This is a genomic window from Skermanella sp. (genome assembly GCF_059503625.1).
Genome location: NZ_JCACHA010000629.1, coordinates 1 through 13,705, shown reverse-complemented (window position 1 = coordinate 13,705; position 13,705 = coordinate 1). Strand labels below are relative to the sequence as shown.

The 13,705-nt window shown below is 64.8% G+C and carries 12 protein-coding genes; 8 read left to right on the top strand and 4 right to left on the bottom strand.

Annotated features, from left to right (window positions below; genetic code table 11):
- The 4 genes from AC5JJ6_RS18480 to AC5JJ6_RS18465 form a co-directional block, all read left to right on the top strand.
- The coding region (locus AC5JJ6_RS18480; RefSeq protein WP_496043456.1) for an adenylate/guanylate cyclase domain-containing protein at positions 1 to 1,572 on the top strand (1,572 nt) is incomplete at its 5' end.
- A gap of 220 nt (positions 1,573 to 1,792) precedes the next feature.
- Positions 1,793 to 5,227 carry a TonB-dependent receptor domain-containing protein gene (locus AC5JJ6_RS18475; protein ID WP_496043455.1) on the top strand — a complete coding sequence of 1,145 codons (3,435 nt, stop codon included), beginning with the start codon at positions 1,793 to 1,795 and terminating at the stop codon, positions 5,225 to 5,227.
- Between the two features lie 12 nt (positions 5,228 to 5,239).
- Positions 5,240 to 5,638, top strand: coding sequence for a hypothetical protein (locus AC5JJ6_RS18470; RefSeq protein WP_496043454.1), 399 nt, complete (start codon positions 5,240 to 5,242; stop codon positions 5,636 to 5,638).
- Positions 5,639 to 5,872: 234 nt separating this feature from the next.
- Positions 5,873 to 6,700 (top strand): hypothetical protein, encoded by an 828-nt coding sequence (locus AC5JJ6_RS18465; protein WP_496043453.1) that lies wholly within the window; start codon positions 5,873 to 5,875, stop codon positions 6,698 to 6,700.
- A gap of 58 nt (positions 6,701 to 6,758) precedes the next feature.
- On the opposite strand, the gene AC5JJ6_RS18460 is transcribed toward AC5JJ6_RS18465, so the two are convergent.
- Positions 6,759 to 6,977 (bottom strand): hypothetical protein, encoded by a 219-nt coding sequence (locus AC5JJ6_RS18460; protein WP_244619671.1) that lies wholly within the window; start codon positions 6,975 to 6,977, stop codon positions 6,759 to 6,761.
- A 266-nt stretch (positions 6,978 to 7,243) separates the two neighbouring features.
- On the opposite strand from AC5JJ6_RS18460, the gene AC5JJ6_RS18455 reads away from it, so the two are divergent.
- The 4 genes from AC5JJ6_RS18455 to AC5JJ6_RS18440 all read left to right on the top strand — a co-directional run bounded on the left by AC5JJ6_RS18455 (position 7,244) and on the right by AC5JJ6_RS18440 (position 11,266).
- Positions 7,244 to 8,248, top strand: coding sequence for a GntR family transcriptional regulator (locus AC5JJ6_RS18455; protein ID WP_496043452.1), 1,005 nt, complete (start codon positions 7,244 to 7,246; stop codon positions 8,246 to 8,248).
- A gap of 189 nt (positions 8,249 to 8,437) precedes the next feature.
- Positions 8,438 to 9,976: a UxaA family hydrolase gene (locus AC5JJ6_RS18450; protein ID WP_496043451.1), complete on the top strand. Its 1,539-nt coding sequence runs from the start codon at positions 8,438 to 8,440 to the stop codon at positions 9,974 to 9,976.
- A 55-nt stretch (positions 9,977 to 10,031) separates the two neighbouring features.
- Positions 10,032 to 10,304 carry a hypothetical protein gene (locus tag AC5JJ6_RS18445; protein WP_496043450.1) on the top strand — a complete coding sequence of 91 codons (273 nt, stop codon included), beginning with the start codon at positions 10,032 to 10,034 and terminating at the stop codon, positions 10,302 to 10,304.
- Complete coding sequence (locus AC5JJ6_RS18440) at positions 10,280 to 11,266, top strand: SAM-dependent methyltransferase (RefSeq protein WP_496043449.1); 987 nt, start codon at positions 10,280 to 10,282, stop codon at positions 11,264 to 11,266. The genes AC5JJ6_RS18445 and AC5JJ6_RS18440 overlap by 25 nt, the downstream gene beginning before the upstream one ends.
- 126 nt (positions 11,267 to 11,392) lie before the next feature.
- Here AC5JJ6_RS18440 and AC5JJ6_RS18435 read toward each other — a convergent pair whose 3' ends face one another.
- The 3 genes from AC5JJ6_RS18435 to AC5JJ6_RS18425 form a co-directional block, all read right to left on the bottom strand.
- The gene (locus tag AC5JJ6_RS18435; protein WP_496043448.1) at positions 11,393 to 12,367 is read right to left on the bottom strand and encodes an Rpn family recombination-promoting nuclease/putative transposase; all 975 of its coding nucleotides are present in this window, start codon (positions 12,365 to 12,367) and stop codon (positions 11,393 to 11,395) included.
- A 115-nt stretch (positions 12,368 to 12,482) separates the two neighbouring features.
- Positions 12,483 to 13,133 (bottom strand): glycosyltransferase, encoded by a 651-nt coding sequence (locus AC5JJ6_RS18430; RefSeq protein ID WP_496043447.1) that lies wholly within the window; start codon positions 13,131 to 13,133, stop codon positions 12,483 to 12,485.
- Positions 13,025 to 13,333 carry a glycosyltransferase family 2 protein gene (locus AC5JJ6_RS18425; protein ID WP_496043446.1) on the bottom strand — a complete coding sequence of 103 codons (309 nt, stop codon included), beginning with the start codon at positions 13,331 to 13,333 and terminating at the stop codon, positions 13,025 to 13,027. Before AC5JJ6_RS18425 ends, AC5JJ6_RS18430 begins: the two co-directional genes overlap by 109 nt.
- Positions 13,334 to 13,705: the final 372 nt, after the last annotated feature.

Sequence of the window (13,705 nt, the reverse complement as noted above, 5' to 3'; positions counted from 1 at the left end):
GGCGTGCCGGGACTGGAGACGCTGCCGCCCGACAACGACCTGCTGAGCGAACCGGGGTCGATCCAGAAGGCTTCGCTGGCGGTCCGCCGCGCGCTCCTTCAGGACCCCGGGCTGATCGACCGGCTGCCGCCCCTGCCCGCCCGGCTGGGCGAACACGAGCGCCGGCTTATCGATGCGCTGAACCGGCTGCATACGGGTCCGCAGCACTACTATCTGAACCTGTACGGACCGGCCAGCACGATCACGGTGATCCCCTTCGCCGACCTGATCGAGAACAAGCCGATCCCGGACCTGAACGGCCGCGCGGTGTTCGTCGGGGTGGCGGAGCGGTCTTCGACCAACGTGGACAGCTTCTACACGGTCTTCTCCACCGGCGACGGCATCGACATCAGCGGGGTCGAGATCGCCGCCACGGGTTTCGCCAACCTGCTCGACGATACCACCCTGGCCATGCCCCGGCAGGGAACGGTGGTCGCCATGCTGGCGGGATTCGGGCTGGCGATCGGCTTCGTGGCCTATCTGCTGCCGGGCACCTGGGCCGTTGCCGCCACCCTGTTCATCGCCTGGGCCTGGCTGAGCCTTACCCTGAAGATGTTCGAACAGAACCATCTCTGGCTGCCGCTGGCGGTGCCGCTGCTGGTACAGGTCCCGCTGGCGCTGTTCGGCGGGCTTCTGTGGCAGTACCTGTCGGCCAACCTGGAGCGCGTGAACGTTTCCCGCGCGATCCGCTATTATCTGCCGGAAAAGGCGGCCGCCGACATGGCGCGCGGGTCCATCGATCCAGGCTCCGCCCGGGATCTCGTCTTCGGCACCTGCGTCGCCAGCGACGCCGCGCGTTTCACGGCGCTGGCCGAAACCCTGCCGCCGCGTGAGCTGGCGACCTTGCTGGACAGCTATTTCGCCACCCTGTTCGAACAGATCCAAGTGCAGGGCGGGACCGTTACCGACGTGGTCGGCGACGGCATCATGAGCGTGTGGGCGAATCCGCAGCCCGACCGCGCCCAACGTATCCGCGCCGTCATGGCGGCGCTGGACATGGCGGCAGCCATCCAGCGTTTCAACCGGCAGCACCCGAGCCGGCCCATGCCGACCCGGATCGGGCTGCATACCGGATGGATCATGGTCGGCAATGTCGGCGGCAAGGGACATTTCGCCTGGAGCGTCGTCGGCGACATCCCGAACACCGCGTCCCGGATCGAAGGACTGAACAAACATCTGGGAACCACCATCCTGGCGTCGCGGGAAGCCGTCGGCGACCTGGACATGGTGCTGACACGCCGGCTCGGGCGCTTCCGCCTGTTCGGCAAGGCCGGCGAACTGGATATCCACGAAGTCATCGCACGCCGGACGGAGGCATCGACCTCGCAACTGCGGCTGGTATCGCTGTTCGAATCCGCCCTCGAAGCGTTCGAGGGCGGCCGAATAGCCGAAGCATCGGACTTGCTGCACCGTGTATTGAGCGAGTTTCCCGATGACGGTCCGAGCCGGTTCCACCTGGACCGATGCGCCAGCCACTGCGCCGGGATCCGCGTCCTGGACGACAGCGCCGTCGTCAGGCTCGAAGCCAAGTAGTAACACATCCGCAGCGGCCTTTCGACTAATTTCCTCAAATACCGCTATTTTGAATTATTTGAACAGCATTGACACGATTGGCGGCTTCATATTACAGAAACACCCCCAGACGGATGCCGATAACAGGACGATTACTGCCTTGACGAGAGCGTTACCACAGACCGTAACCCGGCTTGCCAAAGCCGAAATAAAAAAGGTCGGCCTAGATGGTAAACATCGGATGACAATCAAAACTTGGTTGCAGTCGCCGATATTGGCATCGCTGATCGGAGGGCTGGCGCTTCTGACTTGGCCCGACAAGGCCGAAGCGCAGGGAGCGGATGGATTTCCGGCCGGTATGCAGCAGCCCGGCTGCACGTCGCCGGTAGGCAGGATCGCCTCCCTTGAAGGCGCCGTCGAAAGACGTATCGCCGGAAGCTCCGATTGGCGGCCGGCGACGACCAACCAGCCCTTATGTGCCGGCGACGCCATTCGCACCGGCCAATACAGCCGGGCAGCTCTGGCCCTGGCAAACGACTCCGTGCTTCGGCTGGACCAGACCACCACGCTGGAAGTAGCTCCGGCTCCGGCCGAGGAAGAAGAACCGTCGGTGCTGGGGTTGATCCGGGGCGTGATCCAGGTCTTCAGCCATCGGCCCCGAAGCCTCAGCATCACGACGCCCTTCGTGAACGCCGCGGTCGAAGGCACGGAGTTTCTCGTCGTGGCCGAAGCCGACAGGGCCTCGGTCACGGTCTTGCAGGGACGGGTGCGGGCGAGCAACCCGCAGGGCGCCGTGACGCTCGATGCCGCCGGGACGGCGGAAGCCCGCGCCGGAACGGCACCGGTGCAAAGGATCACGGTACGCCCGCGCGATGCAGCCCAGTGGACGCTCTATTTCCAGCCGGTGCTGGCGACGATGTCGGCGCAGGGCACCGCCGAAAGCGCCGGCCTGCCGGCTTCGGTCGTCGAAGCGCTGGCGCTGAGCCGCCGGGGAGATCACGCCGGAGCGATCGCCCGCCTGGACCGCGAACTGGCGACGGGGGCTGCGGACCCGCAAGTGCCCCTCTACCGCGACGCCCTGCTGCTGAGCGTCGGCCGGGTTGCCGAGGCGCGCGAAGCGATCGAAAAGACGCTTGCGGGAAATCCCGACCATGTCGGGGCGCTCTCGCTCCGCAGCGTCATTGCCGTGACCGTGAACGACATCGACAGCGCCCTGTCCGACGCCTTGCGCGCGGTCGAACTGGACCCCCGCTCCGCAGCGGCCCGGATCGCGCTGTCCTACGCCTTGCAGGCCGACCGCCGGCTGGAAGGCGCCCGCGCCACGCTTGAGAATGCGGTCGCGATCCATCCCGAAGACCCCCTGGTGCGATCCCGCCTGGCTGAGATCCTGCTGATCCTGGGCTACAGGGACGACGCCGAACAGGCAGCGCGCAAGGCGGCCGAACTGGCGCCCGACATGGGCGAGGCACAGACGATCCTGGGGCTTGCCGCCCTGGTGCGTCTGCGGCCGGGCGAGGCGCAGCGGGTCCTGGAACGCGCGGTCGTGCTGGAACCGTCCGACCCCCTGCCCCGCCTGGGCCTGGGTCTCGCCCTGATCCGTCAGGGCAATCTGGAGGCCGGCCGGAACGAGCTGGAGATCGCCGCGGCGCTCGATCCCGGCAATTCGCTGGTCCGCAGCTATCTCGGCCGCGCTTACGACGACGAGCGGCGCGGCGACCGCGCGGCCGGCCAATACGGCGTCGCGAAGGAACTCGACCCGCTCGACCCGACCCCGCTCTTCTACGACGGCCTTAGAAAGCGGGCCGCCAACCGGCCGGTCGACGCCTTGGCGGATATAGAACGGTCGATCGGCCTGAACGACAACCGGGCGCCGTTCCGCTCCGAACTGTCGCTGGACGAGGATCTGGCGACGCGGGGCGCCGCGCTGGGCCGCGTCTACACCGATCTGGGCTTCGACAGGCTCGGCCTGCCACAGGCGGCGAAGGCCCTCGGCAAGGACCCCGACAGCGCCGCGGCCAACCGGTTCCTGTCGGACATCTACGCGCCGCTGGAGCGGCACGAGATCGCCCGGTCCAGCGCGCTGCTGCAATCCCAGCTGCTCCAGCCGCTGACCATCGATCCGGTCCAGCCCCGCCTGAGCGCGGCCGATCTCCACGTTCTGCCCGGCGCCTTCCCGTCGGAAGCCGGAGTCAACGAATACGGGCCTCTGTTCGAGCGTGACCGCATCAGGCTGGATGCGACCGGCGTCGCCGGCAACCTGGATACCCTGGCGGACGAGGTCATGCTGTCCGGGATCGTCGGCCGGGCCGCCTTCAGCGCCGGCCAGTTCCATTATCAGAGCGACGGCTACCGCGAGAACAACGACGTCGAGCACGACATCTACACGCTGTTCGGACAGGCGGCGCTGACCGATACCTTGAGCGTCCAGGCGGAGATCCGGTCGCGCCGGACGGAGCAGGGAGACCTGACGCAGAACTTCGACCCCGACAATTTCTCCCGCACCGGGCGGACCGACATCGACCAGGATACGGCGCGCCTGGGACTGCGCTACTCGCCGACGCCGAGGGTCGACCTTCTGGCGTCGCTGATCGCCAGCGAGCGCGACGCAAAGCAGCTTCAGGCGAACGACTTCTTCAATTTCACCGACGATATCGAGCAGCGCGGCATCGACGCCCAGGTCCAGGGGATCTATCGCGGGGACATGTTCAACTTCACGGCGGGCGGCGGTGCGTACCGCATCCGGCAGAAGAGCGTTTCGACCTTCGAGGATCTGCTGTCGGGCTTGAGCTTCCCGTTCACGGAGAGCTTCACCAGCCGCCAGTCCAATGCCTATGGCTATGTCAACCTGACGCCGTGGAGCGACGTGATCGTCACGGTAGGCCTGAGCGCCGACCATTTCGACAACGGCGTCTACGACTTCGACAAGCTCAATCCAAAGTTCGGCGTCCAATGGGACCTGACCGAGCGGCTGAAGCTGCGGGCCGCGGCCTTCCGCACCTTCAAGCGGCTGCTGATCGTCGACCAGACGCTGGAACCGACCCAGGTCGCCGGCTTCAACCAGTTCACCGACGAGTTCAACCAGACTTCGGCCTGGGTCAAGGGCATCGGCATGGATGCGGTCCTCGGCCGAGGCTCATTCGGCTCCGTCTATGGCGGCGTCGAATATGTCAGGCGCGACCTGGACGTGCCGCAGGTGGTCAGCCGCGAACCGCCGGTCAGCGAAAGCCGCGACCGGACGGAGGACGAGGTGCGCGCTTACCTGTACTGGGCGCCCGCGTCCGACTGGGCCGTTTCGGCGGAGTTCGAATGGGACGAGTTCGACAACGAGAACGAACTGGTCGATATCGCCCGCCTGCGCACGATGACGGTGCCGGTCCAGGTCAGGTATTTCGCGGAGAACGGGCTGTTCGCCAAGGCCGGCGTCAACTTCGTCAGCCAGCAGGTGGAGGAGCGGCTGGAACCGTTCTTCGACCAGACGCGCGAAAACTTCGTCACGGTGGACCTGGGCGTCGGTTACCGCCTGCCGGAACGGCGCGGCAGCGTCAGCCTTGAGGTCCGCAACCTGTTCGACGAGAACTTCCTGTACCAGGACCTGGACTCGATCACCAATACGACGACGAGACCGAGGTTCATCCCGGCGCGGACGATCCTGGGACGGCTGTCGCTTTCGTTCTGAGCCTTCATCAACATGACAACCGGGGGTATCGACATGATCGGCAGCGTTGGTTCGAGGATCGCGGCGGCGGGAATTCTGGCCGGCTTCATGATGGGGACCGCGCCGGTCATGGCGCAGGAACTGCAAATCGCCCCGCTCGACCGGAAGGCGCTGACGGCGGAGGGTTTCGCCGATCCGTCCCTGGCGCTGATCCTCAACAGCAGGGGCGAACTGGTGGGCGCGCTGACGGAAGACCACCCGTCCCAGCCCGCCGGCGGTCCCCGCAAACTGGCTCCGGTCCGCTTGCCGGAGTCCATCAGCAAGATCCAGGGCTTCGGCAGCATCGCCATCCTGGCGTATCAGGGTTCCAACTGCTACATCGTCCGACGCCCGGACGGCACGCTCTACGTCATGCCGCCCGGCTGCGTCTGATTTACGCCCTTGCGGGCGATCCACGGCAGATTTTTCCCCCTTGGGCAGAATTTGCCGTGGACGGCGGCTGACCAGCGGCATATCGACTCGCTTGATCCTACCACCAAATTGAGATAGTCTTAGACGGTGCGGCGGAAAATCCGCGGCACGCCTATTGCATAGTTCCGCAGCAGAACGCGCAGGAATGGAGAGCGGGCAATGTCTTCGACAACATCAAGCACAGCCGCAGCTTCCATGCCTTCAGGGTACCTGTCGAACCTGAAGCTGGCAGCCGATGACCGCAAGCGTATCTGGGACTCACTGACCCCGGAACGCCAGTCGGAGGCTGCTGCCAAGTTCGGAACGGCGGGAGAGGCCGTCAAGGAGCAGAAGTTCACCTCGCTCGGCGATGCGCTCTCCTATGATTACAGCGGCACCAATCCTGCCGTCGGCCAAAAGCTCAACTCCGACATTTCCATCCAGTCCAACGTGCTGACGAGCGACAACGGCGCCAAGTTCGGCTCGCTGGTCAACTTCGACACGATGAAATCTGCGGTCTTTCTGGAATTGAGGCAGGGCGCCTACCCGACGGCCCAGGACCCGACCTGGATCACGGACGAGACGACCAAGCAGAAATACCTGGATGCCTTCAATTCACGAGCCTACGACGCGTACAAGACGGCGGCGGACAAGTTCGGCGGCTTCAACTCGCAGTCCATGCTCGGCTATGACTCCAACGCCAACGGTTATCTCGACAACGAGTCCGAACTGTTCGGCTTCGGCACCCGCGGCCTTGAGATGTCCGACTTCTTCGATATCACGTCGACCGACGGCGGCGTCACCAATACCTATTCGCTGAGGTCCTTCACCGCCGCCGACAGTTCCACCAAGATGTCCGACAACGTCGTGATCGACCCGAAGCGGTTCATGGCCTTGAACAACGAAGGCAAGTCGGCCGCCGTGATCGGCACGTCCTATGACACCGGTTCCCCCGGCATGACCACGACGATCAGCCTGAACCTGCTGTCCGGCCCGATTTCGACCGGCACGACGGCGGCGATCAGCATCAACGTGACGACATAACGGATGAAGACATGACCCTTGGGGGCACCGGACGCCCCCGAGGGTCATGGATCGAGCATCAGGCGCTCCGCTCGGGCGGCTTGTTGCCCATGTGGCAACGAACGCGCTTCATGCGATAGAGCGGATGCTCATCGACCCAGCGCGCTCCTTCCGCCTGCCCCGCGATCGGACAGTTGGACATCGTGAGATACTGATCGTCCGGGATCAGCGGCGTGACGGTATGGCATTGGGTGGGGTCGGCAATCAGGCAGAACACCATTGAAAGTGTGACGAGCATTTAAAACCTCGACCTATGCTGCATTGCAGCAAACACGATAACCAGACTGTAGATGGATTGAACTGCGACGAAGCGACGCACATGCTGCAATGCAGCATGGTCCGCATTTTGTCTCCGAAGCAAAGCCGTCCCTTAATCAACCAAGGCTAATGTGACTATCGGCTATAACGATAGTGATAATTTGTCTCACGCCTCAGGTTGCGGAGGGTTAAGGCCGGCGGCACCGCGGCTTGTCGCGTTTTCAGCCCGCTGCTATGCTCCGCACCATGAATGAAATGCGGACGATCTTTTCAGCCGAACCGATCTATCGGAAGATACAAGGCATTCTCGAACAGAAAATCGTCGGCAGTGAGATCGAGCCCGGTACGGTTATACTGGAAGGCCCCATAGCCGAGTTCTTCGGAGTGAGCCGGGCGCCGGTAAAGAAGGCTTTGTCGCACCTGATCGTCCAGGGCTTGGTCAAGCGCTTCGAGGGACGCGGATATCTGGTGACCGGCGGATCGCTTACGCCCGTCGAACGCCGGCGCACCTTCGACCCTGCTCTTCTGGACAGCGGCGCGCCGGGCCTTGCCGAAATCAAGACGCCGGCCGCCTGGGAGCGCATCTACGACGAGGTCGAGCGGGAGCTGGCCTCGCACTCGCCGTTCGGTCCCCAGCGGATCGTCGAGAACGATCTTGCTCAGCATTTCGGCGTCAGCAGGACCGTCGCCCACGATGTCCTTACCCGCTTGCAGAACCTGGGCATCACCGGCAAGGACAAGCAGTCGCGCTGGTTCGTCGTGCCGCTGACCGTCGAGCGCGTGCGTCATCTGTACGAGGTGCGGCGCATCCTGGAGCCGGCGGCACTTGCCAAGGCGGCCGCCCTGATCGGGCAAGCGACGCTGGAGGAAATGATCGGGCGTCTCGATGCCACGTGGGCGGCCTACCCCGACGTCTCGATCCGGCAGCTCGACCAGCTGGAGCGCGACCTTCACATCGACTGCATTTCCCACTGCGACAACCAGGAACTTCTTGACCTGCTGAAGCGGACGCAGGCCCTGCTGATCTCCAACAAATACGTACTGGGCGGCCATATCGACCTGCCCGGCATCGATCCCTTCATGGGCGAGCACCGGCTGGTCCTGCAAGCCCTGCTCGACGGCAAGCCGGCCCGTGCCGCCGCGGCGCTTCGGCGTCATCTCGATCTGTCGGTCACCAAGATCGTGCGCCGGCTGGAGATCCTCCGGTCGTCCGAGCCGCCGCCGCTGCCGCCTTATCTGTCGGGAACGTAAGCCGGAAGCTCCCCTCGCTTTCGTGTTCGCCCCGGTCAATTCATAGCAGCTCCCCTAAAATGGATATTGCATACACGATCCATTTGCTGGTTAACTGTGGATCAACAGGAGTGGGGGAGGAAAAGCCTCGGCGCCAGCTGGTCTGGCTGTAGCGGCACCTCCGAATCATCAAAAACAGGTCCCAAGGCCATGTCCGAACAGTCCGACCAAGCATCCCTGACGATCCGTCTTTCGCCGGCCGACAACGTGGTCGTCGCCCGTGCCGAACTGCTGCCCGGAGCGCCGTTCGCCGGGACGAACGTCACCTGCCTCGACCGTATTCCGCGCAGCCACAAGGTCACCGTGGTTCCCGTCGCCAAGGGCGAGGCGATCCGGAAATACGATCAGGTCATCGGCTTCGCCACCACCGACATCGAACCCGGCCGGCATGTCCACGTCCATAACGTCGAGATGCACGACTTCGCGCGCGACTACGCCTTCGGCGCCGATACCCGTCCGACCGACTATGTGCCGGAAGCCGAGCGCGCGACTTTCCAGGGGTTCCGCCGCGCCAACGGCAAGGTCGGCACCCGCAACTACATCGGCGTGCTGACCAGCGTGAACTGCTCGGCCACCGTCGCCCGCCAGATCGCCGCCAAGGTCGAACGCGACCTGCTGCCCGACTACCCCAACGTCGACGGCGTCGTGGCGCTGACCCACGGGACCGGCTGCGGCATGGCCGACAGCGGCGAGGGCTATGCCAACCTCCAGCGCGTGCTGTGGGGCTATGCCCGCAATCCCAATTTCGTCGGCGTCCTGATCGTGGGCCTTGGCTGCGAGGTCAACCAGATCGACTTCCTGCTGGAAGCCTACGGCATCCAGCGCGGCCCGCTGTTCCAGGTGATGAACATCCAGAACGCCGGCGGCTCCGCCAAGACGATCCAGGCCGGCATCGACATGATCCGCCCCATGCTGGTGGAAGCGGACAAGGCGCGCCGGACCACGGTCCCGGCCAGCGAGCTGATGCTGGCCCTGCAATGCGGCGGTTCCGACGGCTATTCCGGCATCACCGCCAACCCGGCTTTGGGAGCGGCCGCCGACCTGCTGGTGCGCCACGGCGGTACCGCCGTGCTGAGCGAGACGCCGGAGATCTACGGCGCCGAACACCTGCTGACCCGCCGCGCGGTCAGCCAGAAGGTCGGCGAGAAGCTGATCGAGCGGATCCACTGGTGGGAAGACTACACCGCCCGCAACCTCGGCGAGATGAACAACAATCCCTCCCCCGGCAACAAGGCCGGCGGTTTGACCACGATCCTGGAGAAGTCCCTGGGTGCTGCGGCCAAGGGCGGCACCACCAACCTCGTCGACGTCTATAAGTATGCCGAGCCGATCACGGCCAAGGGCTTCGTCTTCATGGATTCGCCCGGCTACGATCCGGCGGCGGTGACCGGCCAGGTGGCGAGCGGCTGCAACGTCATCGCCTTCACGACCGGCCGCGGCTCCGTCTCCGGATTCAAGCCGGCCCCGTCGATCAAGCTCGCGACCAACACCCCGATGTACCAGCGGATGGCCGACGACATGGACATCAACTGCGGCACCATCGCCGATGGCGAGGAGACGATCGAGCAGGCGGGAGAGCGCATCTTCCAGCTCGTCCTCGACATCGCGTCCGGCAAGCACACCAAGAGCGAGGAACAGGGCTTCGGCGACAGCGAGTTCGTGCCCTGGCAGATCGGCGCCGTCATGTAGCAGGCGCCTTCCGGCGAACCTGCGGCACCCGACGCCCGATACTTGACGCCCGGTCATGGAGCTTTCCGCCCTGGCCGGGCGTCAGGCTTTCATGAACATACCGAGCGCCGCCGCCTCCGGCATCCGATACACTCCGACGACAGCGCGCGAGCGCGTGGCGGAATTCGCCGAAACCATTATGTCCCCGGTTCCGGAAGATGGTTTCCCGACCGAAGCGGTCGCGGCGCTGACCCAGTCCGGTCTGCTGTCGGCTCCCTTGCCTCCGGACTATGGAGATGCGGGCTGGGCTTGCTTCCCGGCACCATGCGCCCACTGCTCGAGACGCTGAGGGCGGTGGGCCGCGTCGACTTGTCGGTCGGCCGGCTCTACGAGGGGCACTGCAACGCCCTGCAACTCGTCGCACAGTTCGGGACGGACGCGCAGTTCAGCCAAACGGCACTCGACACGGCTGCCGGCCACATGTTCGCTGTCTGGAATACCCAGGGCGCCCATGGGATCGACCTGCTCGACGGCGATGCCGGCCCCGTCCTGGACGGCGAAAAGACCTATTGTTGGGGCGTCGGCCATATCAGCCGGCCGATCGTCACCGTTTCGCCGGACCGGGAGGACGGCCCGTGGATGTGCCTGCTGCGCGGTGACGAACTGCCGCTGAAAGCGGATGCCTCCGCCTGGACGCCCCTCGGCATGGCGGCCTCGGTCAGCGGGGCCGTCCGGCTCGCCGATGTCGCCATCCGGCCCGACGACCTGATCGGAGCGCCAGGGGACTACCAGCGCCAGCCCTGGTTCTCGGGCGGAGCGATTCGCTTCGCCGCCGTCCAGCTTGGCGGCGCCGAAGCCTTGCTGGACGAGACGATCGCACATCTCCGCAGGACCGGCCGCGACCCCTGGCGCTTCGCGAGCAGCGCCTACGAAGCGGCGAAGTACGAGGACACCCTGAAGGCCCTCGGCAACGTCCGCTATGACAGCGCCTTCGAGATCGGCTGCTCGATCGGGGTCCTGACGCGCCAGCTCGCGGCGCGTTGCGCGTCGCTGCTGTCGGTCGACATATCTCCGCTGGCCCTCGCCCAGGCCGTCGAGCGGAACGCCGACCTGCCCCATGTCCATTTCGAGCGCATGGAGTTCCCGAACGAGGCCCCGGAAGGGTCGTTCGACCTGATCCTCATGTCCGAAGTCGGCTATTACCTGTCGATGCCGGACCTCGACCGGGCGGCGCAAAGGTGCCGCGACCTGCTTCGGACGGAAGGAGCGCTTCTGCTGGTCCATTACGTCCGCGAGACGGACTACCCCTGACGGGAGACGAAGTCCATGAACGGCTTCTGGCCAGCCCAGGCTTCAAGGCCGTGACGGACCGCTCGACCGGCGATTACCGGCTGACCCTGTTGCGGAAGGCCGGATGATCTTCCGCTTGGCCGGGAGTCAGTGCCAGGCTTGGTCCGAGAAGAGCGCTTCGGGCGACGTCACCGTACAGGCGCGCCGCAGCACGTCGTCCAGCATCTCGGGAGCCGTCTGACGGACACGCGCCTCGATGTCTCCGGGGACCTCTCCGAAACGGGCTTCCAGGGTGATCAGGACGCTGGCGATCTTGCCCTTGGTTTCTCCTTCGGCAATGCCTTCGGCGATGCCCTCTGCCTTGCCCTGCCGGATCCATTCCTGTGCGGCGAGTGATACCATGTCCTTCTCCCGGTGCGGCTTGATCCGATGGGCCACCTTGACCAGGAGGTCCATCGTGATCAGCGGATACATTTCGAGCATATAACGGATCACCTGCTCTTCAAAGGGCGTCCCGTCGCGCAGGCCGGACAGGACGGTCTGAAGAAGAAGCTCCGGGTCGGCGCTGTTCCGGTATACGTGCTTCAGCGACAGCAAGCCGGACCGGATTTCCGGATCGGCGGAAAGCTCGTCATCGGGGATGTAGCCGATGTTTCGGACATAGTAGCGCAGGTCGCGCAGATATTCCGCCAGACCATGATCGGCGTCGAAGCAATCGACGATCGATGTCGGGACCTTCCAGTTGCTCCGTCCATGATAGAAGACCAGCGGGACGATCGGTGGCAGCTTGCGGATCTTCGCAGGGTCGCCGTCGACGAGGCGCTGCCAGATATCGACCATATAGCCGAGCACCTGGAGCGGGGTCTTCGGGTCCGGAAAGCTTTTATGCTCGAGCAGGACGTAAACCAGGATGGCCCCGCCATCGCGCAGCCTGACGGAGAACAGGCGGTCGGTCCAGCTCGGCGTCAGGGTCTTGTCGACGAAGCTGCCGTCCAGCAGGACGGGCAACTCGTCGGACAGGCGGCAGGCGATGGCTTCCGGAAGATAGTCGCGGATCAGGACGGCTGCCCGTGCGACGTCGTCGACGAGTGCCCGGAACAAAAGGTCGTGCTGCTGGGTCATGAGGGCGGCGCCGGCTTCCTGCGGATGTATGCGGTCGATCCGCCTCCGCCCCTACGTCACCGTTTCTACTTCCGCCAGTGCGGCATCTTCACCCCGTGTCCGCGGCGCAAGCCGGTTATCGCGACTCCATGACTCGTCGGCTCAGGGCAGGAAGCGCTTCATCGAGCGGCACCTTGTTCTCCCGCCCAGGGAGCTTCGCGGTCAGCCGGCCGACGACTGCATCCGGGCATTCGACAAGGACTTCTTTGCCGCTCGCGAGGTGCGACCGCCAGCTCGCCAGGGTCGCAGCCATGCCGCCGGCGGCACGGCCGTCCTGCCGGTCCGAAGTGAAGACCCGCACGCGGTTGCTGTGGCGGAAGCGGGCGCCCATCTGCGTCGTCTCGCGAAGGCGCGGCTCGGCATCGGGCAGACTGACCGGCGGCGGCAGCAGTTTACCGCCGACGCCTTCTGCGCCGGCTTCGACCTCCGCCAGCGTCTGGGCCACCCAGTCGGGCGCCACGACCGTATCGGCATCGGTTGCCGCGATCACGCCTCCCGGACGCCGCATATAGCGGAAGCGGCCGAGCGCCTCCTCCATCGCAAGCCGCCGCGCCCAGCCGACATGGGCATGGCGCGGCGCCAGGACGACATCGATGATGTGCAGCCGGAACTCGGGATTCAGGGAAGCGAAACGATGGGCGATCTCGACCGACCGGTCGGTCGGTCGGTACTGTTGTTGATCACCAGGATGACTTCGAACAGGTCGGGGTCGAGGGGATCTCCCCACCTGTCCACCTGGGCCTTGAGGCCGCGTAGGCAGTCGCCGATGAGTTCTTCTTCGTTCTGGGCCGGTATCGTGATGCTGATCCGCAGCCTCCGCGCAGGCGGACGATCGAGCGACCGGCTGCGGAACTGTGAAAGAATCAGTGGAACTGTCGACTCGGATAAAGATCGAATGACCGTGACGGCATCGGCTCGTAGCGACATCGGCGAGCAGCCGTCACAAACGTCTCGGCAAGGTAATGCAGTTTTGTGAATGTAAAGTCGGTGATTTACGATCGCGGGAGATCATTCACGGTCTTTCCTTGCATAAGCGTCGAGAATTTTTCGCGGCCCGCAATCATGATTGTGCGAATTGGCCGGATCTCAGCGCTTGGCAAGGAAATTTGTTTCCGGATGCCGCATCAGGCGGCGTTGCGGAAACCGTCGTTGGCAGCACCCCGGTTGAACGACACGGTGCCGGTCTTTTCAGCGGCTTCGGCGTTCAGTTCGTCGCTGGTCAGCTTGCGGGCGATGATGGCGGTGACAGCGAAGTGAACGATGGCGATCAGGGCCAGAAGGGTCACGATGTTGGCGGTG